Here is a 25,872-nt window from a genome sequence, read left to right on the forward strand (position 1 = left end):
TGAGCCCGCAGGGCGAGGGGGGCAGACAGCCCCCCTGCCGACCTGTCAGTGATCGGTCCCGTGGGCCATGCCGTGACCCTGCATCTGGCCCTGCATCGGCATGCGCTCGTTATCGACGGTGACGGTCACCGTGTCCTCGGTGCCGTCCTCGAATTCGAAGGTGATGTCGAAGCTCTCACCTTGCTCCAAGGGCGCCGTCAGGCCCATCAGCATGATGTGGTCGCTGCCGCGTTGCAGCAGATGGTCGCCACCGGCGGGAACGGTGAAGCCGTCCTCGACCTGCATCATCCGGGCCACGCCGTTGTCGTCGATGACATGGGTGTGCAGCTCAGTGCGCTGGGCCACCTCCGAACGGGCGCCGATGATGTGGCAATCGGCCGGGCCGGTGTTGTCCATGGCCATGAAGGCCGCGCCGGATTGCGACATCGAGGTGGAGAAGCGGGCATAGGCGTCATGGGCCGAGAAGCCCTCACACGCGAGAGCGGGCATGGTGAAGAGGGCCGCAGTGGCGGCGAAGGAAAGCGTGCGGATCATGGATCTGTCCTGTCTTTTTGAAGGGTCTGAAACGAAGGGATCAGACCGCGACAGGGGGCGCGCGGGATTGGCTATGGGCCGGGGCTGCGGGCGTGGGCATCGGCAGGTCGATGCGGGCATAGGCCACAGGCGTCAGCGTGCCGGGGGTCTCGGGCAGGGCGACGGCGGTGTCGGTCAGCGCGGCCAGACCCGGCACGCAATCGGGGCAGAGGATGACCTGTCCCGGGATGCGGTTGCCCTGCGCGTCGACGGTGATCGTGGTCAGGCCGTAGCCGGTACAGATCACCACCTCGCCCGCGCCACGCATCTGGTGGCGGGCCGAGGCCATCGCCACCGAGCCAGTGACAAGCACCAGCACCAGCGAGATCAGGTTGAGGAGGCGAAGGACACGCATGCGGGCACCATAAGGGCGCCCGCGGGCAGGCGCTAGTGCGACCAAACGCGCGGGATCAGCGCCTTGATGCGACCCGCGTGTCGCTCGGGCGCGGCGCAGGCGTCGGTGGTCAGGGCGTGGGCTTCGGACAGCAGCGCCTCGGGTGCCACAAGTCGATCGACGAGGCCCCATTGCAGCGCCTCGGACGCCTCGATCCGGGCGCCGCCCATCAGGATCATCCGCGTGCGGCCCGGCCCGATCAGTGCGGCCATGCGGGCGGGGTCCGAGGGTTGGGGCAGGAAGCCCAGCTTCATCACCGGGTAGAAGAACTTGGCCGTCGGCACCGCGAGGCGGATGTCGCAGGCCAAGGCCATCCCGAAAGCGCCACCCGCCAGCGTGCCGTTCAGCGCGGCGATGGTCAGGCAGGGCAGGGCGGCCATGGTGCCCGAGAGCTCCTCCCAGATGCTATCTGTGGCGAGGCCGGCACGGGCCTCGTCCAGATCCGCGCCGGCCGAGAAGACCTTGCCGGCGCCGGTGAGGATGACGGCGGCATGTGTCCGGCCGGCGTCGGTCAGGGCGGCGATCAGCTGCTCCATCATCGCGCGGGTCAGCGAGTTGGCCTTGTCCGGGCGATCCAGCGTCAGGATCGTCAGGGCGCCGTCATCCTCGCGCCGGATCACCGCGTGAGGCCCAGCTTGGCGCGCAGGCCTTCGTCGCGCAGGGTCACTTCGCCGCCGCGGAAGCTGTCGGCGTCCGGGGTGCACATCCACAGCAGCGCCTCGGCCGGCCATTCGGCGGGAACGTGATCCTCCCAGTCGATCTGGCTGACCGCGTTCACGCCCGAGGCCTTGATCGCGCGCTGCATGTCGGTGGCCACCGTGCCGGGCGACAGGGACAGCACGCGGACCTTGGACCCGGCTTCCAGATGCGCGGCCTTGGTCATCATGATCGCCCCGGCCTTCGAGGCGCAGTAACCCGACCAGCCCTCCAGCGCGTTATAGGCCGCACCCGAGCCCACGGTCAGGATCGTGCCCGCGCCCTGCGCCTGCATCACCGGAAGGGCAGCGCGCATGCCGTAGAAGACGCCCTTCAGGTTGACGTCGATCTGGCGGCCCCAGGCCTCGGGGTCGGCGCGGGTGATCAGCGCGATCGGGTCAATGGTGCCGGCGTTGTTGATCAGCACGTCGAGGCGCCCGTGGCTGGCGACCAGGGCCTCGACCGCGGCTTGCACGTCGCCGGCGTCTGCCACGTCACAAGGGATCAGCGCCGCGCCGGTCTCCTGCGCGACGGCTTTCAGCGCGTCCGAGGGCCGGCCAGCCAGTCCCAGTTTCGCACCGACGGCGGCGAAACGGCGGGCGGTTGCCGCCCCGATGCCGCGGCTTGCGCCCGTGATCAGTACCACCTTGCCGCGCACGGCGGCCTCGCGTTCGATTGCGTCCTGCATGCGGATCTCCCTGACTTTGCGCCCTTGGTAACGCGCAGTTTTACGCCTGACCATCCCCGCGAGGCGCCTTTGCCCTTGACCAATGCCGGGGGGCGTCCAGAATCCCGGCAATTCGCCGCAAGGCCCCATGGGAGTTTTCAACGATGTATCGCTTTGCGCGTTTCGCGCCCGCTTCGACCACCGCCATGCTGCTGGCCCTTCTGGCCACCAGCCCGGCTTTCGCCCAGACCATGACCCCGGACGAGGCCTGGCGACAGCTGGAACGCATCGCCGATCAGCTGGACCTGAGCATCACCAGCACCGGCCAGAGTGCGACCGCCGACGCGATGATCGCGACCGGTGTGCGCATCTTCCCTGAGGACGATCCCAACACCGTCGTCGTCAGCATGGACAGCCTGCGCGTCGCCGGCGCGGATGGACAGGTCTCGCTGACGCCGTCCTCGACCTTCGATGTGGCCGTCGCCGTGTCGCGCAATGAGACGCGGCATGTGCAGATCACCCATGACGGCCGGATCTCGGGCATGCTGGACTCGCAGAACGCGGCGCTGAACCTCAGCTTCCCGGCCCTGCGGGCGCTGCTTTTGCCGAATGTGAACGCCAAGGGGACGCCGTCGGGCGGGCCTGAACTGGACATGACCTTCGGCGCCCTGGAGGTCACCGCCAGCGCCGCGAACGAAGGATCGGCCGCGCTGAACCTCGACGCCGGGCAGGTCACCTATGACCTCACCTATCCCGATCCCTCGGGGGCGGCCGGGGCGATGATCTCGCAAGACGGGAGCATGACGGGTCTGCACCTCGCCTTCACGGGCACCGAGATGGACCTGCTGTCGGATGACGACGGCATGCTGGCCGCGGCCTTTGCCGGCGGCTTCAACGCCCGGCTGGAGATGAGCGCCGAGGGCTCGCGCCAGACCTCGACGCAGATGCTGGAGGGCATGCCGCTGAACATGGTGACCGAAGGGTCGTCGAGCAGCATCCAGATAAGTGCCGTGGACGGCCGCGTGGACATCACCGGGGATGCAGGCCCGCTGTCCGTCAGCGGCAGCTACGGTCCCATCCGGGGCGGCGCCACGTTGGGCGGCATGGACATGGCCTTCGGCTTGCCGCTGGTCGTCACGCCTGAGGGGCAGGAAGTCCGCTACCGCGTCTCGTTCCGCGATCTGGTCCCGGCGCCCGAGCTTCTGGCCATGGTCGGCGCCAGCCAGTTCGCCGGTGATGCGGTGACGCTCACGGTGGATCTGGGCGCACAGGCGCGCCTGCTGCAGGAGCTGGGCGAAGACTTCTTCGAAGCGGACGCCCCGCCCGTCGACTTGAGCGGCGCCAGCCTGAACGAGTTGCGCGTGGCGGTCGGGGATTCGGTCCTGACCGGCTCGGGCGCGGTCGAGCTGATCGGCGGCTTGATGGCGCAGATCGGTCGCCCAATGCCCGAGGCGAACGGCGATTTCTCGTTCGATCTCGTGGGTGGTGAGCGTCTGCTGACCCGCCTGCAATCGATGGGCATCATCCCGCAGGACCAGCTGTTCTTCGTGCGCATGATGCTGAACGGTCTCAGCCGTCCGGTGGGCGACGATCATCTGCAATCCGAGGTGGCGATCCGTCCGGGTGGCGTGGTCACCGTCAACGGCGCCCCGATCCCGTTCTGACCGCAGGAGCAAGATTGTGCAGAGCCGCCGGCTGATCCACGTCGTCAATTGCCACGCCGCCGGTGAGGTGGGCGATGTGATCACCGGCGGTGTCGCGCCCCCTCCGGGCGAGACGCTCTGGGAGCAATCGCGCTTCATCCATCGCGACGGGGCCCTGCGCGACTTCGTGTTGAACGAGCCGCGCGGGGGCGTGTTCCGCCATGTGAACCTGCTGGTGCCACCGAAGGATCCGCAGGCGCAGATGGGGTTCATCATCATGGAGCCCGCGCATACCCCGCCCATGTCGGGCTCGAATTCGATCTGCGTGACCACGGTGCTGCTGGAGACGGGCATCCTGCCGATGGTCGAGCCGGTGACCGAGCTCACGCTGGAAGCGCCCGGCGGGTTGATCCGGGTGCGAGCCGAATGCTCAGGCGGGCGCGTACGGCAGGTGAGCGTCGAGAACGTGCCCTCGTTCGCGGGGCAGCTCAATGCGGTGCTGGAAGTGCCGGGGCTGGGCATGCTGAAGGTCGATACGGCCTATGGTGGCGACAGTTTCGTCGTTGTCGATGCCAAGGCGCTGGGCTTCGATCTGGTCCCCGACGAAGCTCGCGATCTGGCCGAGATGGGCATGCGCATCACCCATAACGCCAACAAGCAGCTGGGTTTTCACCATCCGCAGAACCCGGACTGGTCGCATATCTCGTTTTGCCTGTTCGCCGGTCCCCTGACCGAAGGGGCCGAGGGGCTGGAGACCAAACACGCCGTCGCGATCGAGCCCGGCAAGATCGACCGCTCCCCCACCGGCACCGCCGTCTCGGCCCGTCTGGCGCTGCTGCATGCGCATGGTCAGATCCGCCCGCGCGTGCCTCTGGTCGCCCGCTCGCTGATCGGCTCCGAGTTCCGGGGTCGGATCGTCGAGACCGGCCAGATCGGCGACACGCCCTGCATCACGCCCGAGATCTCGGGCCGGGCATGGATCAGCGGCACGTCGCAGCTGATGCTGGACCCCGAGGACCCGTGGCCGCGCGGCTATCGTCTCTCGGACACCTGGCCGGGCGCGTGACGCGCGCTCACAGGTAGCGCCGGACCCTGGCACGGTAATCGCGCCACGCCTGTCCATAGGTTGCCTCCAGCCACGGCTCTTCGGCCAGTGGCGCGAGGGCCAGCAAGGCCAGCACGGCCACCGCCATCGGCACCGCCGCGCCCGAAGCCGAGACCAGCACCCAGCCGACGACCAACGCCATATCCGCCACGTATTGCGGATTGCGGGACCATCGGTAGAAACCCTCGGTCCGCAGGCTGCCGGCGTCGCCCATGGTCTGGGCCGAGCCAAAGGCACCGGCTTCCCGCCAGACGATAAAGTTCCCGGCCAGCACCAGCGGCAGGCCGACACCCCAGCGCAGCCAGCCGGGTAGGGGCATGGCGCCCCAATCCAGCACGCTGAGCGCGGCCAGCAGGACCACGATGCCAATGGTCAGCGTCCAGACAGCCAAGCGGCTGCGGCGCGATGGATGGCGGGGTGGCCACAGGCCCGTTTCCGGCCGCAGTACGGCATGCAGGACGAGGGCAAGGGCGATGGCGCAAGCCGTGAGGCCGAGAATCAGGATAAGCTGTGTCATGTGGCCGTTCTGCAACCTCCAGCCGCTGGAGGAGCAAGGACTTTCGCGATGGCCCTTGATCTGCGTGGGTCCGGGTGCTAGCTCGGCGGTCATGTTCTTCGTATCGACCCTTAAGCGTACTACCAAGACCACCGCTCCGGCGGGGGTGCTTCGGGTATGCGCGGTCGGACGACCGAACTAAGCCCCGAAAGCCCCGCCGGTAACGGACGGGGCAAACGGAGAGAAACCGGTCCCGTCCTCTAGGAGAAGACGATGACCGAAGTTCTGGATCCCCCCGCTCAAGCCGCCCCGCAGCCGCGCGTGAACCGCCGCCTGCCTGCCCATCCTGTCGTCGCCATCGTCGGCGCGACCGGCGCCGTGGGCATCGAGTTGATCGAAAGCCTCACCGCTCGCGATTTCCCCGTGGCGCAGCTGAAACTGCTGGCCTCGGCCCGTTCGGCCGGGATGCGCCTGCCGTTCCGCGGCCGCGAGATCATCGTCGAGGAACTGACCGAGGACAGCTTCGCCGGTGTGGACGTGGCGTTTTTCTCGGCGGGCTCGGGCATCTCGCGCAAGTTCGCGCCGATCGCCGTGCAGGCCGGCGCCGTGGTTGTCGACAACTCGTCGGCCTTCCGCATGGCGCCCGAGGTGCCGCTGGTGGTGCCGGAAGTGAACGCGACGGCGCTGGAGGCGCATGACGGCATCATCGCCAACCCCAATTGCGTCGCCGCGATCCTGACCGTCGCGCTGGCCCCGCTGGCCGCCGCGCAGCGCATCCGCCGCTTGAATGTCGCGACCTATCAGGCCGCCTCGGGCGCCGGGGCCGCAGCGATGGAGGAGTTGCGTCAGGCGACCGGCGCCTACCTGGAGGGCCGTCCGTTCGAGCAGAAAGTCCTGCCGCATCCCTACGCCTTCAATTTCTTCTCGCACAATGCCGAGGTCGATCCGCTGAGCGGCTACAACGGCGAGGAAGAGAAGGTCGTGGCCGAAACCCGCCGGATCATGGGGCGCCCGGACCTGCCGGTTGGCATCACCTGCATCCGCGTGCCGGTGCTTCGCGCGCATGGCATGGCGGTGACCGTCGAGTTCGAGGATGCGCTCTCGGTCGACGAGGCCCGCCGGGCGCTGGTCGCCGCGCCAGGTGTCCGACTGGTCGATGACCGCGAAGCCAATCACTTCCCGATGCCCGTCGAGGCCTCGGGGCAGGAGGACGTGCTGGTCGGCCGCCTGCGCGAAGATCTGGGCGATCCCTCGGGCCGCTCGCTGGCGCTGTTCGTGGTGGGCGATCAGCTGCTCAAGGGGGCGGCGCTGAACGCGGTGCAGATCGCCGAGGCGCTGATCGGCCGCTGAGGCAGACGGGCTTCGGGGCCTCGGGAATGGTGGGATGAAATCCCACCCTACGCGGTTCGGTCTTTGGCTGGGCCTGTGTAGGGTGGGGTTTCACCCCACCTCCTCGCCGCCACCACGCGCGCGTCCCGTCGGTACGCCTTCCACCCTCAGACCCGGGCCGGAATGCCTGCCGGCAAGCAAGGCAGCATCCGACGACTGGCCATGGACCCGGGCGCCGGAAACACGGCGGGAGAAGGCGTGCCTACCGGGCGCGTGTATATTTGTGACGCAGGGCCAGCAGCTTGTCGGCCATCAGCCGGCGTTGCTTGATCAGACCGTAGAGCGGATGCCGATCCTCGCGGGAGCGGCTGACGGGGCCGGCGAAAATGTCGCTTTCTGCGCCCGTTGTCTCGACCAGCGGCGGCCAGATCGCAAGGCCGCGGTCTCGACGTGTCTGCCAATGGCGGAAATAATTGTCGACCGGTGCGAAGATACGGTCATGCGCTTGCAGGAACGCGAGCGCCCCTTCGCGCTTCCACAGCAGGCCCGAGGCCATCATCGGGAAGTAATGCGCTCGGGTGAGTGCATGGGCCCCGAACTGCACCAAGTTCGAATAGATCCGGTGCTTGTTCGCGCCAAGGTTCACGAGGTCCCAATCATCGCGCCCGGCCAGCCAATCGGCCAGCGCCTGCAGGCGTTCTGCCGCGCCGGGTACGAGCTGCATGTCATCCTCGAACACCAGCCCCATCGGGGCCCCGCTGTTCACCACGGCCTGCGCCGCGCGCAGATGGCTGTGGTAGCAGCCGATCTCGCCACCGCGCATTGGCCGGCCCATATAGGCCAGCGCCGCCTTGGCGTCGTAATCGGGGAATTCCTGTGGCGTCAGGCCGCGCCCGTCGAAAGCGGGCACCCGCTGGAAGGCAAGCCCGGTTGCCGTCAGCTGCGCCGCCGCCGAGGCCATCCGCGCTTCGGACCCATCGAGATTGATGACGAAGGCCGGGGGCAGGGGCATCAGAACAACCCGAGGAATTTCTTCCGCTTCGGCGGCACAAGGTCGAGGATCGCCATGTAGCGGTCGAAATCATGGTGCCCGGCGATCACACCCTCGGCCACGGCAACGAACAGGTCGCGCGATTGCTGGCGACGGGCCTCGAAGAGGTGGAAGAACTCGTTCTCGCCGTAGAAGGTGCCGATGCCGTAGACGCCGTATTGCGCCAGCGACCAGCGCGGCTGGATGCAGAATTTCGGGTAGATCAGGCCGATCGGTAGCCCGGCTTCCTCGGCCTGCAGGGTCAGGATCTGCGCCACGTCCGACCGCTCGGTCCGGCGCATCTCGGGCGCGCCGGCGGCCTTGTAGACATCACGCCGTGCTGCGAGGAACATCGGCGCGGCGTAGATGTGATCGGGGTTCTTGTGGTTGGCGACCTGCGCCAGCCCGGCCACAGCGCCGCCCTGCGCCATCGCCACGATCCGCTCGTAACCCGCGCGGCTGAGGGGGAAGGCGTCGATATCGGCCACCACCGCCAGATCGCCGAGGCTGTCGTTGCGCATCGTCCGGGTCAGCCAGGCGGCGTGATCGACCTTGTCATCGAGCTCCTGCACCAGCGGGATCTCCAGGTGCCGGAAGACAGCGGCCTGCGCCTCGACCAGGGCTGCGTCGATATTGCTCTGGTAGAAGGTATAGGCGGTGGGCAGGTTGGGCATGGTCATTCAGCCTTGGCAATGTCTGTGGCATTTCTAGGCAGGGCTATCCGGGTTATCGCAACCCGGTCGCCCCTCTAAGCCAGGTTCTGAACGCCTTAAGCTTCGGATATCGGCGAACGGTCGTGGTTTGCCCTTCGCCGATATGAGTGCAGACTGGCGGGCGAAGGTAAGCCACAAACGCCCCTTGTGCGCGAAAATGGCGGGAAATGTGGCGCTCTTTACGGAATCCGGCATAACCGCCGAAGGTTTGCCACGAGGACTTCCGGATCAGAGTGGGATTCAGCGTGAAGCCGAACCATTGATCATCAAGGTGATCGAGCCGGTGATACTCGACGCCGCCGGCAGTGCCGGTCGCTATGGCGGCGCGCTGCGCGTCGCTGAGCGGGACCTCCGCAGTATCTCGCAGGCAGACCGCGGATATGGCTGGGTCGGCTTCAAGCAAACGGGTGGCGTCAGGCAAGAAATCGTGCCGACTATAGGCCCAGTCGTCCTCGCCATGGAGAATAAGCGGGGTTTCGACGGCGGCATACAGGGCGTCGATGGCGGGGTGGTGGCCAAGATGATGACCAGGGCCGACAAGACGTCCTTCAGGGCACAGTGACCGGAACGTGTCGTTCGTGGCCTCATCTCCAAAGTCGTTGATGGCAAGGGTTCTAAGATCTCGGAGAGGGCCGAGGCTCTCCAGTGTTTGGCGAAGAAGCTCAGGGCGACTGCCGATAGTCAAACAGTGGGTAATCTGATCGTCAAACACGGACTGACTGTTCCACATAAGAGAGGCCCCCCGCCCGAAGGCGAGGGGTAACGCTGATTACTCGGCGTCGTCTTTCTTCTCGACGATCTCTTCGCCGGTCTCCTGGTCGATCATCTTCATCGCCAGACGGACCTTGCCGCGATCGTCGAAGCCCAGAAGCTTGACCTTCACTTCCTGGCCTTCCTTCAGCAGGTCGGACGGGTGGTTCAGGCGCTTGTTGGCGATCTGCGACACGTGGACGAGGCCGTCACGCTTGCCGAAGAAGTTCACGAAGGCGCCGAAATCGACGATCTTCACCACGGTGCCGGTGTAGATCTGACCGACTTCCGGCTCGGCCACGATCGAATAGATCATGTCGTAGGCCTTCTTGATCGCATCGGCGTCCGACGAAGCGATCTTGATCACGCCGTCGTCGTTGATGTCGACCTTGGCACCCGAGACTTCCACGATCTCGCGGATGACCTTGCCGCCCGAGCCGATCACTTCACGGATCTTGTCGGTCGGGATGGTCATGGTCTCGATCTTCGGCGCGTATTGGCTGAAGCCCGAGGGAGCCGACAGCGACTTCGACATCTCACCGAGGATGTGCATCCGGCCGTCCTTGGCCTGGGCCAGGGCTTTCTCCATGATCTCGGGCGTGATGCCCGCGACCTTGATGTCCATCTGCAGCGAGGTGATGCCGTTCTCGGTACCCGCAACCTTGAAGTCCATGTCGCCGAGGTGATCTTCGTCACCCAGGATGTCCGACAGGATCGCGAAGCGGCCGTCGTCTTCCAGGATCAGACCCATGGCGACACCGGCGACCGGCGCCTTCAGCGGAACGCCCGCATCCATCATCGACAGCGAGCCGCCGCAGACGGTGGCCATCGAGGACGAACCGTTCGATTCGGTGATCTCCGACACCATGCGGATGGTGTAGGGGAAGTCGGTCGCGGCGGGCAGGACGGCCTGCAGCGCGCGCCACGCGAGCTTGCCGTGGCCGATCTCGCGACGGCCGGGCGAACCCATGCGGCCCACTTCACCGACCGAATACGGCGGGAAGTTGTAGTGCAGCAGGAAGTTGGCTTTGTAGGTGCCGGTCAGGGCATCCACGAACTGCTCGTCGTCGCCGGTGCCCAGCGTCGCCACGCAGAGCGACTGGGTCTCGCCGCGGGTGAACAGCGCCGACCCGTGGGTCCGCGGCAGCACCGAGGTTTCGCAGACGATCGGACGGATGTCGGTGGTCGAGCGGCCGTCGATACGCGGCGCGCCGTTGATCACGTCGCCACGCAGGATCGAGGCTTCCAGCTTTTTCATCGCGGTGTCGAGCTGGCTGTCGGCCAGTTCTTCCTCGTTCAGCTGCGCCTTGATGGCGGCGCGGGCTTCAGAGATCGCGGTGACGCGCTGCTGCTTGTCCTTCAGGGCGAAGGCGGCGCGCATCTGGGTCTCGCCCAGGGTCTTGATACGGGCCAGGATCGGCGCGTAATCGGGGGCCTGGAAGTCGAAGGGCTCCTTCGCGCATTCCTCGGCGAAGTCGATGATCAGGCCGATGACCGGCTGGATCGACTCATGGGCGAATTTCACGGCGCCCAGCATCTCGGCTTCGGTCAGCTCGTAGGCTTCCGATTCCACCATCATCACGGCGTCGGCGGTGCCGGCCACGACGAGGTCGAGGCGCTGCTCGGGGTTCTCGCGCAGCTTGACCATGTCGTCGCATTCGGGGTTCAGGATGTACTCGCCATCCACGAAGCCCACGCGGGCGGCGGCGATCGGACCCATGAAGGGCACGCCCGACACGGTCAGCGCGGCCGAGGCGGCGATCATCGCGAGGACGTCGGGCTCGTTCACGAGGTCATGCGACAGCACGGTGCAGACCACGAGGACTTCGTTCTTGAAGCCTTCGACGAACAGCGGACGGATCGGACGGTCGATCAGGCGCGAGGTCAGCGTCTCTTTTTCCGAGGGACGGCCTTCACGCTTGAAGAAGCCACCGGGGATCTTGCCCGCGGCATAGGTGCGTTCCTGGTAATGGACGGTCAGCGGGAAGAAATCCTGACCCGGCTTCGGCGCCTTGGCGAAGGTCACGTTGGCCATGACCGAAGTCTCGCCCAGCGTGGCGATCACGGAACCGTCGGCCTGACGGGCAACGCGGCCCGTTTCCAGCGTGAGGGTTTCCTGGCCCCACTGGATCGACTTCTTGGTGATATTGAACATGCAGTTTCCTCAAGGGAGCGCGCCCGCCCCTGCGGGGCTCCCGTTTCTATGGCGGCCCCATTGCCGCCGACCCCTATCCTTCGCATCACGCCGGGGTCGTAGCGTCACGTCTCAGATGCGGGGGCCATACAGGAAAAACGCCTTCGTGGAAAGGGGGCTGATCAGCGCGTGCTGTGGCGATCGGCCCCCTTGGCAGTGGGCTGTGCGTCACTCGGGATAGCGGCGTCGGGCGGTGGCGGTGCCCAGAACGGTGCGGCCCTGACGGGCGGTGGCGGTCCATTCATAGGTATGGACGCCGTTCGGCGGGCAGGGGCTGCGGTAGGTGAACAGACCTGAGGGGATCGTGCCGCTTTGCCCCATGCGCAAGGTCGCGCCGCCGTGGTTGTAGCCGCGCACATCGAGATCCACGAGGCGCAGTTCCACCGTTTCCGTGCCCGCCGGCAGATCCTGAAGGGTGAAGCGGGGGTTGGGCACCGTATTGGGGCTGCCCGAGGTGCAGCGGGGAATATCGCCCCAAGCAAAGGACAGGGAGAAATCGGCCTGCGCCGAGGTGGTTGCCGCCAGAAGGAAAAGGGGCGCGGCGAGGGTCTTCAGAAAGCTGTTCATCGGAAAGGACCTCATACTGACAATGGCCTGCCCGCCCGGAATGGTCGGGTCAGGCCTTGCAGCGTGACACGGGCCCGCCTGCGAGTCTGTGAAAAAAGACCGATGCCGGGTCAGGAGGTCAGCGAGGCCAGCGGCAGGCGGACCACCCGGCGCAGGGTGTCGCCGTCGCGAGTGGTCTCGACACTGCCGCGCAGCTGGGCCTCCAGCGTCATCGACACCAGCTTGGAGCCGAAGCCACTGCGCGTCCCGGCTTCGGGCGCGACGGCAGTTTCGTGCCAGTCGAGCACCAGCCCGTCGTCCTCGAGGTAGCAGGTCACCGACAGAACCCCGTCGGGCCCGGTCAAGGCGCCATACTTCACCGCGTTGGTGATCAGCTCGTAGAAGGCCAGCGACAGCGGGGTCGCCGCGCGCGGCGCGACGGTCACGTCGTCGCCCCCCAGCCGGATCCGGCCCGCGCCGGTGTCATGCGGGGCCAGCAGTGTGTCGATCAGCGCGTGCAGGGTCGTCTCTGCCTCGGCCGGGCGGTCGGCATGGATGGCGGGGGTGATCAGCGCATGGGCTTCGGACAGGGCGCGCAGGCGGCCTTGCAGCGCGGACGAGGGCTCGCCGGCTTGCTGGCTCATGCGGACGATACCGGCGGTGACCGCGAAGAGGTTCTTCACCCGGTGGTTCAGCTCGTCGATCAGCACCTGCCGCTCGGTCAGGGTGCGGTTCAGGGCCAGCTCGGTCTCGACGATGGCGGCGAGATCGCGCAGATCCGCCAGCTGGGCCTCGGTCCAGTCGTGCGGCTGGCTGTCGATGGCGCAGAACGAACCCAGCACCGCGCCGTCCGGCCCATGCACCGGCACGCCGAGATAGGCGATCACATCGAGGTCGTGCACCGCACCATTGTCCGACAGCAGCGGATGGTTGCGGGCGTCGTTGACGGCCAGCGCCCGGTCCTCGGACACGACATATTGGCAAAAGCTGTGCGACAGGGGCGTCTCGCGCGGCTCGGCCAGACCGGCCTGAGCCTTGAAGAACTGCCGCTGCGCATCGACCAGCGAGAACAACACCACCGGCACGCCCAGAATGCGCGACGCCAGTCGGGCGGCGCGGTCGAAGACCGGCTCGGGCGCACTGTCCATCAGCCCGCTGCGGTCCAGCGCCTGCAGCCGGGCGCTGTCGTCCAGCGCGCGGCGATGGGCGTCCGTCGAGGCGGCAGGGAAGGCGCGGGGCGTGGTGTCCGGGGTCATGGCCATGCGTCAGGGTCGTGGGGAACGGGCGAAGGCCCTTGTAGCACGCGCTCCGCCGCAATCCAGCCTTACCCCAAGTGAACGCTGGCTTCCGGGTAACGAATGCGTGGGACCGTCCGCGTCGCCAGAAAGAAGCCCAGCGTCAGAGGTCCGACCCGGCCGAGGAACATCACCCCGATGATCACCGCACGGCCGAACTCGGTCAGCTCTCCGGTGAAGCCGCGGGTCAGGCCGACGGTGCCGAAGGCCGAGGCCACCTCGAAGGCGATGTCGAGGAAATGCCCGTCATGCGAGGCCGTCATCAGGAAGACCGCGGTGAACACCACCAGCACCGAGATCGCGGTCAGGGCCATGACCTTCAACACCTGCTCCAGCCCGATGGAACGGCCGAAGGCATGCAGCTGCGTCTGGCGCCGGAAGAAGGCGATGGTGGCAAGCAGCATCACCACGAAGGTCGTCACCTTGATGCCGCCCGCGGTCGAGGCCGGGCCGCCGCCCACCAGCATCAGCGAGATGAACAGCAGCGCCGTGCTGTCATGGATCGCCGCGATATCGGTGGTGTTGAAGCCCGCGGTCCTTGTGGTCACGCCTTGGAACCAGCTGACGATCAGCTTCGGCCCCCAGCCGTCAAGCGCACCGAGCGTGCCGGGGTTGGCCCATTCCAGCACCGCGAAGCAGGCAACGGACCACGGGATCAGGATCGCCGTGCCCAGCAGCATGATCTTGGTGTGCAGGCTCCAGGCGCGGGGGCGTTTGGGGCTGGTCACGTCCTGCAAGACGACATAGCCGATGCCGCCGATGATGAAGAGCGCGGGGATGACCACATTGACCACCGGGTCCGTGGCATAGCCCACCAGACCGTCATGGAAGGTGGAGAAACCGGCGTTGTTGAACGCCGAGATCGAGTGGAAGGCGGCGGCCCACAGCCCCTCGGCCATGCCCAGCCGGGGAACGAAGGTCAGGGCGAGGAAGATCGCGCCGGCCAGTTCGCAGACCACGACGACCCGCAGGATCGTCCCCACCAGCCGCATCAGCTGGTGCATCGAATTGTGGTTCAGATCCTCACGCAGGAACAGGTGCCCGGTGATGCCCAGGGGCATGCCGAGCGCCGCCAGCACCAGCACGGCAAAGGTCATCAGCCCCAACCCGCCCAGCTGGATCAGGAAGGCGACGACCGCCTCGCCGAACCACGTCAGGTTGGCGCCGATGTCAAATACCGTGAGGCCCGTCACCGTGACGGCCGAGGTGGCGGTGAAGATCGCGTCGGACCAGCTCATCGGTACATGATGCGAGACCGGCATCTTCAGCGCCGCAGCCCCCAGCGCGATCAGCACCGCATAGAGCAGCGCGAGGATCAGCGGAGGCGGGAAATGCCCGACCCACAGCGTCAGCCGCGCAAGGCGGCGGCGGAGTCTCACAGCGAATCCCCGAAGCTCCGCAGCTCGGCGCGTTTGCCCAGCACGATCAGCTTGTCGTCGGCCTCCAGCAGGGTGTCCTCGGTCGAATGGCGGAACTCGGTGCCGCGCATCACGCCCAGAAGCCGCAGCTCGTAAGTGGTGCCCAGCCCCAGCGAGGACAGCTCGCGCCCGGTCATCCGCTCGGGCACGACGATGTTCACGACGCTGTAGCCGTTGCCGAGGCTGACGTAGTCCTGCAGCACCGGGTTGTTGAGCATCTGCGCGATGTGGCGGCCCATCTCCTGCTCCGGCAGGATCACCCGGTCGACCCCCAGCTTGGCGAGGATCCGGTGGTGGGCCTTGTTGGCGGCCTTCACCCAGATCTGCTCCAGCCCCATCAGCTTGAGGTTCATCACCGTCAGGATGCTGGATTCCAGATCATCACCGATGGCGACCAGCGCCACGTCGTAGCGGTCGATCCCGGCCTCGCGCAGGGCGCCCTCGTCGGTGGTGTCGAGGATCAGCGCGCTGGACAGGGTGGCGGTCATCTGGCTGACCCGCCGCTCGTCGAGGTCCAGCCCGATCACCCGGTTACCGAACCGCGCCAGCTCGGCCGCGACGGTGCCCCCGAACGCCCCGAGGCCGATTACCGCGAAGCTGCGTGTTCCCTTGGCCATGGTTACTCCCCTGTCCAAAACGCGCGCACGCTGCGCCGCCGCAGCCGGGGTGTCAAGGCCGGCGCTGCAATGCAAAACGCCCGCCGGTGAGGGCGGGCGTTCCACTGTCTGTCCGTGTCGGTCAGACCGAAAGGCTTAGCGGCGGATGCCGAGTTTGCCGATCAGGGTCTGGTAACGGGACACGTCCTTGCCCTTCAGGTAGTCCAGCAGTTTGCGGCGCTGGGCGACCAGCATCAGAAGGCCACGACGGCTGTGGTTGTCCTTCTTGTGGGTCTTGAAGTGCTCGGTCAGGGTGGTGATGCGCGACGTCAGGATGGCAACCTGGACTTCGGGCGAACCGGTGTCGCCTTCCTTGGTGCCGAATTCCTTGATGAGGCGCTGCTTTTCTTCGACGGTGATCGACATCGGGGTCTCCTGTGTCAAAAGGGTGAAGGCGCAGGCCGGGATGTCGTCCAGCTCAGGCCCATGGAGGGGTCCTGCCATGACTGGCGAGGATGCGCGCGTATAGGAGATCCCATGCCACAGCGCAACAGCCTTGATCCGCGCCGGCGGCCGGACGGCCGTGGCCGGACATCCGACGATGCGCTTTGCGCGGAACTTTGCTAAAACTGTGTGCAGAATCCCGCTGTAATCCGGGGTTTGATCGCGGTTTGTTCAGGTATTCGGGCCTAGTCTGCCTCAAAGGTCCGATTGTGTGTATCGCCGTCGTGTGACGGCAAGGGGTGTTGGTATGTGGTTCTTGCTCAGTCTGTTGGGCGTCGCGATGGCCGCCGGGGCCGGTGAAATGGCGCTGCGCGGTGACGATGACGCGCTCGAGGACGAAGATATCTCTCGCGATTCGGGGGATGCCGATACGGCGGATCCGCCCCTCGTCGATCTGGAGGATGATGCTGACGCCACTGACGGCCCGGTCGCCGAAGCGCGCGACGATGAGCCGTCCGTTCTGTCACCGCGTGACGATCTGGATGAGGGCGACGACGGCTTCATAAGTTCGGATGATCCGCCCTTGCCGCTGGATGACGATTACATCGACCTCGGTGAGGGGGGCGACGGTGCGGACAATGCCGGCGGCGGCGCGGGCAACGACACCCTGCTGGGTGATGAGGACGACAACTGGCTGGACGGGCTGGAGGGCGATGATGTCCTCGACGGTGGCGACGGGTCGGACACGCTGTTGGGGGGCCTCGGCGATGACATGCTGCTGGGGGGCGACGGCGACGACAGCCTTCTGGGCGGAAGTGGCGCGGATACCTTGGATGCCGGGTCGGGTTCGGACACTCTGGTCGCGGGAGACGGCGACGACCTACTGCACGGCGGTGAAGGCGATGACACCCTTGAAGGCGGCGCCGGCGATGACCTGCTGATGGGCGGCGAAGGGTCGGATCTGCTGATGGGCGGGGATGGTGCGGACACACTGCAAGGCGGGGATGAGCCGGGGATCACCGACTACCTCAACGGAGGGGCCGGGGATGATGTGCTCGAACTCGGGTCCAATGACATCGCCAGCGGCGGCGAGGGGGCGGATTCCTTCATTGTCGAGTTTGACGTGGTGGCTGGTGGCCCCGCGACGATCACCGATTTTGAGCCGGGCGTGGATCGGTTGATGATCGCCTATGATGCCGCGGCCGGAACGCCAGAGGTCGAGTACCTCTACAATGCGGCGGCGGGCGGCATGCAGGTCATCGTCAACGGTGCGGTGATTGCTTTGCTGCAAGGGGTCGAGCATCTCGATCCCGAGACGATCCACCTGCGCCCGGAAGCGCTGCCTGCTGAGCCAAGCGGTACACCTGAAGCCATTGAGGCGATGCCTGGATAGGTACGCTGAGAAAACCTTAAGCGTCCAAACGTATTCTCGGCGCTGACCTACCCGGCCCCCGTCCCCTGGGCAGGATCCAGCGCAATCGAAGCTAGTCGTGCCAACCGCTGATCGGGTCGGTCGATGTCACGTCTCTGCTGGTAAGCCGGCGCCTTGATCTCGGCGACGATGGTTGCGACTCAATCATTTGTCCTGCCCAGCTCGGATGAAATGCCAGTTCCGAACAGAAGCCTTCTGAGTGAAAGATCGGGAGCGGCCAAAGTGGCCAATCTGGACGATTCCATTCGGGAAACATGGCGCCGTGTCCCTCCGCTGACTCCACGCTCGATCAGGAAGCTGCGATCCTGATGGGCCAAGCGCCCCCGATGTGATGCGCCCCGCCGCAGGCTACCACCCCAACCATGCGGGGCAGCAGCCTAGGAGAAAGTCCCGCAGCCTATGTCGCTGGAGCCGCTTGCCGAACGCAACCGATCCCACTTGGTCCAGCCCAGCAAGGCCGCAACCGATCTTGCCCGTTCAAAGGCCCGGAACCTTGAACCCCATCGGATGCCGCGCTCTCCCCCCTCTGTCCACTGTTGTGGCAGCGGGTTAGTGGGGACGTGTACAATCAGTTGATCGTGGGTATTGGCGTCGAAAGCACCGGTAACGCGCTCTGCAAAGCTGGCAGTCCGACCCCTCGCGTAAGACCGTGGTGTCACTGGCACCTTCAGTGGCTCGTCGAGCTGATGTGTGATCGTCGTCCACTTCGCGTCTGAGGAGGCGCGAAGCTGTTCGATTGAACGGAACAGCGAAGCATGGCGGCAGCCCCGTCTTGCCAGACCCGTGGGACCAGATCTCGGAGGACGAAGACAGCGGCTCAGGCGCCCGGGCGCGCAACGAAACCCTGCGCGCCACACGTCACTACGGCCGAGCGTTCTGGAAACGGTGGACGGGATCTTTCGCCTGCCGCCGCTTGGCGGCGAAGATGCGCGGCCTCCAGTCCGTCGGCAAGCGCATCGCGGCAAGGGTCGCCTGTCTCCCGACCGCCGAAATCCACATGCGGAGCGCCCTTATCAATCACTTCTAGACGCTCGGCATTGCCGATGTTGTCCGCGTGTCCTGAACCTCAATGGGAACGGGGCACTCACGCGTCAGCCCGCCTTTCTGCAACAATGCCCTCACAGGTAGATAAGCGCCTGAGGAATCGAGACGTGACAAGGGCGCGCGCCTTGCTCACGGCTGTGTGCAGATCACCACCACGCGCAAGAATGACCGAGATGGCGCTCCCCAATTGGCACCCGGTTCCCCGAAGCGGGACATCGTACCGTGGCCCGCGAAACGTTCGGAGCGGTCCGCACGCTTGGTACAGCCGGTCCTCGCAGTGTGATCCCGGTTCCGCGTGACCGCCTTTGACCAATACAGCGTGGCAGCCGCGCGCAATCAACGCGCTGACACAGGTGCCTTCGTTCGCGTTCTCACCCAATCCAAGCCGCATGGACAGCATTCGAAGCTCTGGCAGATTGGGTGTCATCAGGGTTGTGCGGGGCAGAATATCGGAGATCATCGCCTCGATGCCCGGTGCGTCGAGAAGTACGTGCCCCGAACTTGACGCAAGTACGGGATCGAGCACCAGCGGCGCGTCGGACAGGGCCTCGGCTACGGCGGTGACGATCCCTGCGGAACCGAGCATCCCGATCTTGATCGCTCCAACCCTTCCGGCCGCTCTGATTTGCGCGGTAACGTCACCGGCAGGGAGGCGGTGGACGACGCTCACCGCTGCGTCGGTCTGGGCTGTCACTGCTGTGACGGCGATGCAGGCCTCGGCCCCCAGCTGCGTGGCCGTGGCAATGTCGCGGGCGAGACCCGCTCCTCCGCTGGAATCGGTACCGCCGATGAACAGCGCACGCGGGGTCATGTTCCGACCGCGCAGATTGCGACACGCCTGTGTCCTTTGTCCGCAAGCAATCTCGCGGCGCGCCATGCTCGCAGACCGCTTGCGCAGAGAAAGACGACGCGCTGATCGGGCCTAAGGGAAAGCCCTGCCGGGTCCTGCGCGCCGTCCTCCCTGAGGTCGACAAGAAGGTCGTCATCCCGGATCGCCACGCGCGCCACGATCTCGAGCAAAGCGCCCTCGGGTTCGGGCGCCCCGTCAAAGCGAAACTGCGAGACACGCCAACCGGAGAAATCGACCGAAAGGATCAATCCGAGTGGCGACGGGGCATGGCCCAGCAGGATCGAGAGCGCCATCTGCGCCTGAATTGCCCCGAGTGTGGCAACGGCAGGGCCCATGACCCCCGCGCTCGCGCAGGTTGCCGCGACGGGCGGCGGGTCAGGAAACACGGCGCGCAGGCTCGGAGACCCGCCGCAGAAGCCGCCAGCATAGCCTTGCCGGCCTAGCACCGAAGCGCTGGCCAAAGGCTTGGCCAAAGTCTGGCAGAGGTCCGAAAGCGCATAGCTCACCGCGAAATTGTCGGCCGCGTCGATGACCAGATCGGCGTCGGGAACCGCCGTTCGTGCCGTGTCAGGATCAAGCCGGGTGGCTGAGGGCAGCACTCGGCATTCAGGGTTGAGGGCTTGCAAATGGCGCGCGGCGACCTCTGCCTTGGGCTGGCCGAGATCGCTCATGCGGTAAAGCGTCTGACGGTGCAGGTTGTGCAGTTCGACCTTGTCGGGATCGTAGAGCGAGATCTGCCCAACCCCGGCGCCCGCCAAGAGCGGCAGCAGCGCACAACCAAGCCCGCCCGCACCCACCACCAGCACCCGCGCGGCCGCAAGCTGCGCCTGTCCCGCGTCACCGACTTCGGGCAGGCAACTCTGCCGGATGTAACGGTTCATCGGCAGAACCCCCGCGTGGCATGGATCCATTCGACGCAGCGCGCCTCGGGGTCCGCGGCCGTCTTGATGTCGGTCACGACGGCGGCGCTGTCGGCGCCTGCCGCGAAGAGGCCGGGCAGGCGTTCGGGTGCCAGCCCGCCGATGCCGACCAAGGGCACCGGGCCGGCCAGCCGCTTCCATTCCCGCACGCGCTCCAGCCCCTGAGGGCCCCACTTCATCTTCTTGAGCCGTGTCGGATAGACCGGCCCGAGCGCGACATAGGCCGGCCCCTTGGCGAGCGCGCGGGTGAGCTCTGCCTCGTCATGCGTCGACAGGCCGTAGCGGATTCCGGCGCGCTGCAAGGCCTCGAAATCCGCGGCGTCCATGTCCTCTTGCCCGAGGTGGACGAAATCGCAGTCCAGCTCAAGCGCGAGCCGCCAGTAATCGTTCACCACGAGCTGGGCGTCGTGGGCGGCGCAACAGGTCTGCGCCCGCATGATCTGATGGCGGATGTCGTCGTCGGGCCGGTCCTTGATCCGAAGTTGCACCAGCTTCACACCGAGCGGCACGAGACGTTCGAGAAAATCCGCGTCGTCGACGATCAGATAGAAGGGATCGAGCGCGCTCATGCCAGCACCGCGCGGCCAAAGATCGGGGTCGAGGCCTCGGCCATGTCGCGCCGGGGCATGAGCCCCGCCTCGAAGGCCGTGCGACCGGCCGCCACCGCCTGCCCGAAGGCACGTGCCATCGCGACCGGGTCGAGCGCCTTGGCAACGGCGGTGTTCAGGAGCACGGCGTCAAACCCCATCTCCATTGCCGCCATTGCCTGCGATGGCGCACCGATCCCGGCGTCGATCACCAGCGGCACCTCGGGGAAATGCGCCCGCATCGTGCGCAGACCTTCGATGTTGCGCAGCCCCTGACCCGACCCAATGGGCGCGCCCCAGGGCATCAGCACACGGCAGCCGGCCTCGAGCAGCCGCTCGCCGACGATCAGATCCTCGGTCGTATAGGGAAAAACCTCGAAGCCGTCGGCACACAGGATGCGCGCCGCCTCGACCAGAGCGAAGGGATCGGGCTGCAGCGTGTCGGCGTGGCCGATCACCTCAAGCTTGACCCAGCTCGTGCCGAACAACTCCCGCGCCATCTGCGCGGTGGTCACCGCCTCGCGCACGGTGTGGCAGCCCGCGGTATTGGGCAGGATACGGCAGCCGCTTTCGCGCAGGATCTCGCGGAAGGCGCCGCCGCCTTGGCCCTCGCGGCGAAGCGATACGGTGATCACCTCGGTGCCCGAGGCTGCGATCGCGTCGCGCAGGATCTGCGGCGAGGGGTATTGCGCGGTGCCCAGCATCAAGCGGTTTGTCAGTTCCGTTGCGTAGAACATCCGTCAGCCTCCCTGCATGGGGGAAAGAACCTCGACCTTGGCGCCGTCCCGCAGCACGGTCGCCGCGCGGGCAGATCGCGCCACAAAGAGGCCATCGAGGGCCGTCGCCACCGAGGCGGCGTCGAAGCCCTGCTCATCGAGAAGCACGGCAAGGGTTCCTGCGTCGGTCACTGTCGACGCGCCGTTGAGATCAATGCGCATGGGCAAGCTCCTGCGTCATCATTTGCGCCAGTTCGGTCGCCAGGACCGGGGCCATCAGGAAGCCGTGGCGATACATGCCGTTGACGTGGATACGGTCGCCGTCGCGTCGGATTGCGGGAACGTTGTCGGGAAACGAGGGGCGCAGGCCCGCGCCCGTCGCGATGACCTCAGCCTCGGCGAAGGCCGGGTGAACGGTGTAGGCGGCTGACAGCAGTTCCATCACCGCGCGCGCGGTAATCGGGCCCGGACGCGCGCTTTCGACCATGGTTGCGCCGATCATGTAGCGTCCCTGGCCGCGCGGCACGATGTAGCAGGGGAACCGCGGGTGCAGCAGCCGCACGGGGCGCGTCAAGCGAACCTCCGGCGTCTCCACTTCAAGCATCTCGCCGCGCACGGCGCGCAGATCGGCAAGCTCCGGGGCCGCGGCGATTCCGCGACAATCCACGATCCGGCCGACAGGACGGCCCTCACGAAACGCGACGCCCCGCACCTGGAGGGTTTCTCGCAGGGCACCAAGGGCCGCGCCGGGGTCCATGTGAGCCTCGTCACCGAAAAACAGCCCGCGCGCGAAACGAGCTGCGAGATCGGGCTCCAGCGCGCCGGGCTCGACCCAGCGATGGTTCTGGGTGGCCCGGGCGAAGCGGTCCAGATCACCGGCGTCGCGTGGCGCTGCAACCACCAGCGTCCCGTGCCGTTCGACGCCCGGCACATGCGCCTCCCACCACGCGAGCGCGGCTTGTCCTCTCGTGACGATGACCTCGGGTGCGCTTTCCCCCTCGCAAAAGGGCGCAAGCATGCCTCCGGCAAGCCGCGAGACGGGCGGCGGCGCGCCCTGCGGCTCGATCACCTCGACGGCAAGCCCCGCATCCGACAGGGCCGTGGCGGCGCAAAGCCCCGCCACGCCCGCGCCCAGAACCGAGATCATTCCGCAGGCGCCGCCGGGACATAAAGCGCACCCGTTTCGCGGAATTTCTCGGCCATCGCCGCCATGCCCTGCTGCTTCTCAGCCTCGGCACGGATGTCATGTGAAATCCGCATCGAGCAAAACTTGGGTCCGCACATCGAGCAGAAATGCGCGACCTTGTGTGCCTCGGCCGGCATCGTTTCGTCATGCATCTCGCGCGCGGTATCGGGATCGAGGCCGAGGTTGAACTGATCCTCCCATCGGAACTCGAACCGCGCCCGGCTGAGCGCATCGTCGCGCCTTTGCGCCCCCGGATGGCCCTTGGCCAGATCGGCGGCATGCGCGGCAAGCTTGTAGGTGATCACGCCGGTCTTGACGTCGTCACGGTCGGGTAGGCCGAGGTGTTCCTTGGGCGTGACGTAGCAAAGCATCGCCGTGCCGAACCAACCGATCATGGCCGCGCCGATGGCGCTGGTGATGTGGTCATAACCCGGCGCGATGTCCGTCGTCAGCGGCCCGAGGGTGTAGAAGGGTGCCTCGTGGCAATGCTTGATCTGCTCCTCCATGTTGGCCTTGATCTTGTGCATTGGCACATGGCCCGGCCCTTCGATCATCACTTGGCAATCCTTTGCCCAAGCGATCTTGGTCAGCTCGCCCAACGTGCGCAGTTCGGCGAATTGCGCCTCGTCGTTGGCATCCGCAATCGAGCCCGGACGCAGCCCGTCACCCAGCGAGAAGCTGACGTCATAGCGGCGGCAGATGTCGCAGATCTCGTCGAAATGCTCGTAGAGGAAGCTCTCGCGATGATGGTGCAGGCACCATTTGGCCATGATCGAGCCACCCCGGCTGACGATGCCCGTCACCCGTTTCGCGGTCATCGGGATCATGTGCAGCCGCACGCCGGCATGGATGGTGAAGTAGTCGACGCCCTGCTCGGCCTGCTCGATCAGCGTGTCGCGGAAGATCTCCCAGGTCAGATCCTCGGCAACGCCGCCAACCTTTTCGAGCGCCTGATAGAGCGGCACGGTGCCGATCGGAACCGGCGCGTTACGGATGATCCAGTCGCGAATGTTGTGGATGTTGCGCCCGGTCGAAAGGTCCATGACGGTGTCCGCGCCCCAGCGGATCGCCCAGACCATCTTCTCGACCTCTTCCTCCATCGAGGACGTGACCGCCGAATTGCCGATGTTGGCGTTGATCTTGACCTTGAAATTACGGCCGATGATCATCGGCTCCAGTTCGCGGTGGTTGATGTTGGCGGGGATGATCGCACGGCCCGCGGCGATCTCGGCCCGGACGAATTCGGGTGTGACGAGGTCGGGCAGTTCGGCCCCGAAGGCCTCGCCATCGCGGGCGCCGGCGGTCGAGCGCCCCTCGTTTTCCCGGATCGCGACAAACTCCATTTCCGGCGTGATGATCCCGGCGCGGGCATAGGCGAGCTGTGTCACCGCGCGGTCGCCCACGGCGCGCAGCGGGCGGCGTTGGTTCGGAAAGGCGGGCGTGAGGCGCGCGCCCGTCGCGAAGCCATTGTCGGCGTCGGTGACGGTGCGGCCCTCGTATTCCTCAATCACGCCGCGTGACTGCAGCCAGCCGCCGCGAACCTCTACCAGCCCCTCGGCAATGTCGATTGTCGCCGCCGGATCGGTATAGGGACCCGAGCTGTCGTAGACGGTCAGCGGCGCTTCGTTCGAGATCGCGATTTCGCGCATCGGCACGCGGATTTCATGGATGTCGCCCGTGGCGTAAACCTTGCCCGAGGCAGAGATCGCGCCCGTGGTGATGGTCGGGATCGTGTCTTTCATTCCGGTCTCCTCTTTCGATGAGACCCAAGTGAAACAGTCGGCAGAAAGGGGCCGCGACCCCCGGCATCTGCCGAATGGGCCCAACGGCCCGAAAGGACCGCCCTCGTTTGTATGAGGTTTGCGGAAATGCCCTTCGGTCTTCCTACGCCAGCATCAACTGGGTCAGGTTCAAAGGGTCGCTTCACCGGGGTTGCCCCCTGTCAGCCTCTCAGTCCCCTTGGCGGGACTCCCCTGACGTGCGCGCATACTCTGAGGGCGTCTGGATCATGTCAACGGTGAAAAACGGGATCGGCCCGATTGTCGGCACAAGAGGATTGATGGCTTGAGCTGATAGCGGACATTGACCGCAGCCAGAGTGAACGTCCGCTTTGCGCCGTTGGCTGCCGTTCTATTTTGGGCAAATAAAGTCAGCTTTCCGTGGAGCGTCCACTCCAAGCGAGCGGTGATGGAAGATGGGATGGCGAAAAGTCTATACGCAATACCCTGCGTCCGCTCTTCACCTTTGCTGGTTTCGATGCGTGCAAGGTCAGCATCTTCAGGATCAACACGTCTCCGCGCTTAGCTGAACACAACTCGATGGGGTAACTGCTTGCCGCCGTGTTGGCTCTTGCAAATTCGACAACCCCCTCAGCATGGCTCCCAACCGCAATCTCCATTGCTCCATTGGTCTGATCCGTGTCATCCAAGTGAACCCGCGCAAACAGCATCTCGTCCAGAATGGATTCTGGTGGCTCACAATGCCAAATACCTGACTTGTTCGTCCAGTTCACATAGCCAGCGACGTCCGCCCTTTCGGCAACCGCGATGACCCGATCTTGGTGCCATGGGACGCCCCAGTTTGTGTTTTCTGACTTGTTGAACGCGACAATTCGAACTGGGTGCGTATGTGGCGCGAGGCGTCGTACAGCGGAGACGAGCGAACTGTCTTCGGACAAGGCTTCACGCAACGCCTTCGACATATCAAGCCTTTTCCCCGCTTTCGCAGGGGCATCAGCAGCCCGGTCGAAGAGCGCCAAGTCCTCATTCGAGACAGCGTTTCTGAGCCAGACCCGGCCGTACGTCTCAAATTCCTCTTTCAGTGATCGTTCTCTCGTCATCCTGGTCTGCTCCTACCCTCCAGAAGAAACTGACCGTAGCTGCGCCGCGGCACAAGGTCACTTTGGGCTCTAAGCCGACGTTCGCTGCTTGGAACACGAACGACGGCCAAGCGAGCTCTCAGAGCCAACAGCCAGGATGCCTCGAAGTTTGGCCGTTTGTGTCGGCCTTGAATGCGCCCTTGACAGGGGGTGTGCATGAAAACCGCCAAAACGTGCAAGCTTATGCGTCATTGGCAACATGGGCTTGGTGGTGATCCCGACAGGATTCGAACCTGTAACCTGCCCCTTAGGAGGGGGTAGTGCCCCACGCAGAATAAGGGGGAATGCGCCGAAAAAGCACTCCCTGCGCAGACCTGATGCCGGTCTAAACAGAGAACACCCGTCAAAACAGGTTCAACGAACCAAAGAG

Annotated in this window: 26 protein-coding genes, 1 tRNA gene, 1 pseudogene and 1 riboswitch; of the genes and pseudogenes, 6 read left to right on the forward strand and 22 right to left on the reverse strand. The window is 65.9% G+C overall.

Going from position 1 to position 25,872, the window contains the following annotated elements:
• Positions 1-45 precede the first annotated feature (45 nt).
• Genes BCY78_RS18095 through BCY78_RS18110 form a run of 4 tightly spaced genes read right to left on the reverse strand, consistent with a single transcriptional unit; the run spans position 46 to position 2,351 of the window.
• Complete coding sequence (locus tag BCY78_RS18095) at positions 46-534, reverse strand: copper chaperone PCu(A)C (protein ID WP_068304682.1); 489 nt, start codon at positions 532-534, stop codon at positions 46-48.
• A gap of 40 nt (positions 535-574) precedes the next feature.
• Entirely contained in the window at positions 575-928 is a 354-nt protein-coding gene (locus BCY78_RS18100) for a hypothetical protein (RefSeq protein ID WP_068304683.1), read from the reverse strand.
• Positions 929-960: 32 nt separating this feature from the next.
• A complete protein-coding gene (locus tag BCY78_RS18105; protein ID WP_068304685.1) occupies positions 961-1,587 on the reverse strand; it encodes an enoyl-CoA hydratase/isomerase family protein in 627 nt (208 codons plus the stop codon).
• On the reverse strand, positions 1,584-2,351 hold the full coding sequence (locus BCY78_RS18110) for an SDR family oxidoreductase (RefSeq protein ID WP_068304686.1): 768 nt from the start codon (positions 2,349-2,351) through the stop codon (positions 1,584-1,586). The genes BCY78_RS18105 and BCY78_RS18110 overlap by 4 nt, the downstream gene beginning before the upstream one ends.
• A 143-nt stretch (positions 2,352-2,494) precedes the next feature.
• On the opposite strand from BCY78_RS18110, the gene BCY78_RS18115 reads away from it, so the two are divergent.
• The gene (locus BCY78_RS18115; protein WP_068304689.1) at positions 2,495-3,994 is read left to right on the forward strand and encodes a hypothetical protein; all 1,500 of its coding nucleotides are present in this window, start codon (positions 2,495-2,497) and stop codon (positions 3,992-3,994) included.
• 16 nt (positions 3,995-4,010) lie between these two features.
• Positions 4,011-5,039 carry a proline racemase family protein gene (locus BCY78_RS18120; protein WP_068304691.1) on the forward strand — a complete coding sequence of 343 codons (1,029 nt, stop codon included), beginning with the start codon at positions 4,011-4,013 and terminating at the stop codon, positions 5,037-5,039.
• Between the two features lie 7 nt (positions 5,040-5,046).
• On the opposite strand, the gene BCY78_RS24740 is transcribed toward BCY78_RS18120, so the two are convergent.
• The gene (locus tag BCY78_RS24740) at positions 5,047-5,595 is read right to left on the reverse strand and encodes an isoprenylcysteine carboxylmethyltransferase family protein (protein WP_158515956.1); all 549 of its coding nucleotides are present in this window, start codon (positions 5,593-5,595) and stop codon (positions 5,047-5,049) included.
• A gap of 252 nt (positions 5,596-5,847) precedes the next feature.
• Here BCY78_RS24740 and BCY78_RS18130 point away from each other — a divergent pair, with 252 nt between their 5' ends.
• Positions 5,848-6,924: an aspartate-semialdehyde dehydrogenase gene (locus tag BCY78_RS18130; protein WP_083195135.1), complete on the forward strand. Its 1,077-nt coding sequence runs from the start codon at positions 5,848-5,850 to the stop codon at positions 6,922-6,924.
• Positions 6,925-7,165: 241 nt separating this feature from the next.
• Here BCY78_RS18130 and BCY78_RS18135 read toward each other — a convergent pair whose 3' ends face one another.
• Positions 7,166-7,915 carry a glycosyltransferase family 25 protein gene (locus tag BCY78_RS18135; protein WP_068304693.1) on the reverse strand — a complete coding sequence of 250 codons (750 nt, stop codon included), beginning with the start codon at positions 7,913-7,915 and terminating at the stop codon, positions 7,166-7,168.
• The gene (locus BCY78_RS18140) at positions 7,915-8,613 is read right to left on the reverse strand and encodes a hypothetical protein (RefSeq protein WP_068304694.1); all 699 of its coding nucleotides are present in this window, start codon (positions 8,611-8,613) and stop codon (positions 7,915-7,917) included. Before BCY78_RS18140 ends, BCY78_RS18135 begins: the two co-directional genes overlap by 1 nt.
• A 136-nt stretch (positions 8,614-8,749) precedes the next feature.
• Between BCY78_RS18140 and BCY78_RS18145 the strand changes: the two genes are divergently transcribed.
• Complete coding sequence (locus BCY78_RS18145) at positions 8,750-9,208, forward strand: hypothetical protein (RefSeq protein WP_139103218.1); 459 nt, start codon at positions 8,750-8,752, stop codon at positions 9,206-9,208.
• A 207-nt stretch (positions 9,209-9,415) separates the two neighbouring features.
• On the opposite strand, the gene pnp is transcribed toward BCY78_RS18145, so the two are convergent.
• The 6 genes from pnp to rpsO all read right to left on the reverse strand — a co-directional run bounded on the left by pnp (position 9,416) and on the right by rpsO (position 15,871).
• The gene (gene pnp, locus BCY78_RS18150) at positions 9,416-11,551 is read right to left on the reverse strand and encodes a polyribonucleotide nucleotidyltransferase (RefSeq protein WP_068304698.1); all 2,136 of its coding nucleotides are present in this window, start codon (positions 11,549-11,551) and stop codon (positions 9,416-9,418) included.
• A gap of 207 nt (positions 11,552-11,758) precedes the next feature.
• Positions 11,759-12,157: a YbhB/YbcL family Raf kinase inhibitor-like protein gene (locus BCY78_RS18155; protein ID WP_083195136.1), complete on the reverse strand. Its 399-nt coding sequence runs from the start codon at positions 12,155-12,157 to the stop codon at positions 11,759-11,761.
• 110 nt (positions 12,158-12,267) lie between these two features.
• Entirely contained in the window at positions 12,268-13,398 is a 1,131-nt protein-coding gene (locus tag BCY78_RS18160; protein WP_083195137.1) for a sensor histidine kinase, read from the reverse strand.
• 62 nt (positions 13,399-13,460) lie between these two features.
• On the reverse strand, positions 13,461-14,810 hold the full coding sequence (locus BCY78_RS18165) for a TrkH family potassium uptake protein (protein WP_233499436.1): 1,350 nt from the start codon (positions 14,808-14,810) through the stop codon (positions 13,461-13,463).
• Positions 14,807-15,466, reverse strand: a complete 660-nt coding sequence (locus BCY78_RS18170; protein ID WP_068304699.1) for a TrkA family potassium uptake protein — start codon at positions 15,464-15,466, stop codon at positions 14,807-14,809. Before BCY78_RS18170 ends, BCY78_RS18165 begins: the two co-directional genes overlap by 4 nt.
• Positions 15,467-15,601: 135 nt before the next feature.
• A complete protein-coding gene (gene rpsO, locus BCY78_RS18175; RefSeq protein ID WP_068304700.1) occupies positions 15,602-15,871 on the reverse strand; it encodes a 30S ribosomal protein S15 in 270 nt (89 codons plus the stop codon).
• Between the two features lie 325 nt (positions 15,872-16,196).
• On the opposite strand from rpsO, the gene BCY78_RS18180 reads away from it, so the two are divergent.
• Positions 16,197-17,282, forward strand: a complete 1,086-nt coding sequence (locus BCY78_RS18180; protein ID WP_068304702.1) for a calcium-binding protein — start codon at positions 16,197-16,199, stop codon at positions 17,280-17,282.
• Positions 17,283-18,069: 787 nt separating this feature from the next.
• Positions 18,070-18,348, forward strand: a pseudogene (locus tag BCY78_RS26030) (IS5/IS1182 family transposase); the annotation flags it as partial.
• Positions 18,349-18,405: 57 nt separating this feature from the next.
• Here the strand turns inward: BCY78_RS26030 and BCY78_RS18190 are convergent.
• The 9 genes from BCY78_RS18190 to BCY78_RS25645 all read right to left on the reverse strand — a co-directional run bounded on the left by BCY78_RS18190 (position 18,406) and on the right by BCY78_RS25645 (position 25,806).
• Positions 18,406-19,176 carry a hydroxymethylpyrimidine/phosphomethylpyrimidine kinase gene (locus BCY78_RS18190; protein ID WP_068304703.1) on the reverse strand — a complete coding sequence of 257 codons (771 nt, stop codon included), beginning with the start codon at positions 19,174-19,176 and terminating at the stop codon, positions 18,406-18,408.
• On the reverse strand, positions 19,173-20,096 hold the full coding sequence (locus BCY78_RS18195) for a HesA/MoeB/ThiF family protein (RefSeq protein ID WP_068304705.1): 924 nt from the start codon (positions 20,094-20,096) through the stop codon (positions 19,173-19,175). The genes BCY78_RS18190 and BCY78_RS18195 overlap by 4 nt, the downstream gene beginning before the upstream one ends.
• Positions 20,093-20,704, reverse strand: a complete 612-nt coding sequence (locus tag BCY78_RS18200; protein WP_068304706.1) for a thiamine phosphate synthase — start codon at positions 20,702-20,704, stop codon at positions 20,093-20,095. The genes BCY78_RS18195 and BCY78_RS18200 overlap by 4 nt, the downstream gene beginning before the upstream one ends.
• Positions 20,701-21,459 carry a thiazole synthase gene (locus tag BCY78_RS18205; RefSeq protein WP_068304707.1) on the reverse strand — a complete coding sequence of 253 codons (759 nt, stop codon included), beginning with the start codon at positions 21,457-21,459 and terminating at the stop codon, positions 20,701-20,703. Before BCY78_RS18205 ends, BCY78_RS18200 begins: the two co-directional genes overlap by 4 nt.
• Before the next feature lie 3 nt (positions 21,460-21,462).
• On the reverse strand, positions 21,463-21,660 hold the full coding sequence (thiS, locus tag BCY78_RS18210; protein WP_068304709.1) for a sulfur carrier protein ThiS: 198 nt from the start codon (positions 21,658-21,660) through the stop codon (positions 21,463-21,465).
• The gene (locus BCY78_RS18215; protein WP_068304712.1) at positions 21,650-22,585 is read right to left on the reverse strand and encodes an FAD-dependent oxidoreductase; all 936 of its coding nucleotides are present in this window, start codon (positions 22,583-22,585) and stop codon (positions 21,650-21,652) included. The genes thiS and BCY78_RS18215 overlap by 11 nt, the downstream gene beginning before the upstream one ends.
• Positions 22,582-24,366, reverse strand: a complete 1,785-nt coding sequence (gene thiC / locus BCY78_RS18220) for a phosphomethylpyrimidine synthase ThiC (protein WP_068304713.1) — start codon at positions 24,364-24,366, stop codon at positions 22,582-22,584. Before thiC ends, BCY78_RS18215 begins: the two co-directional genes overlap by 4 nt.
• A 122-nt stretch (positions 24,367-24,488) precedes the next feature.
• Positions 24,489-24,609, reverse strand: a riboswitch (TPP riboswitch).
• A 164-nt stretch (positions 24,610-24,773) separates the two neighbouring features.
• Positions 24,774-25,463, reverse strand: coding sequence for a phytanoyl-CoA dioxygenase family protein (locus BCY78_RS24745; RefSeq protein WP_083195139.1), 690 nt, complete (start codon positions 25,461-25,463; stop codon positions 24,774-24,776).
• Positions 25,464-25,711: 248 nt separating this feature from the next.
• Positions 25,712-25,806: transfer RNA gene (locus tag BCY78_RS25645), tRNA-Arg, on the reverse strand.
• Between the last annotated feature and the right edge of the window lie 66 nt (positions 25,807-25,872).

The sequence above is a fragment of the Pararhodobacter sp. CCB-MM2 genome (assembly GCF_001691415.1).
Taxonomy (GTDB): Bacteria; Pseudomonadota; Alphaproteobacteria; order Rhodobacterales; family Rhodobacteraceae; genus Pararhodobacter.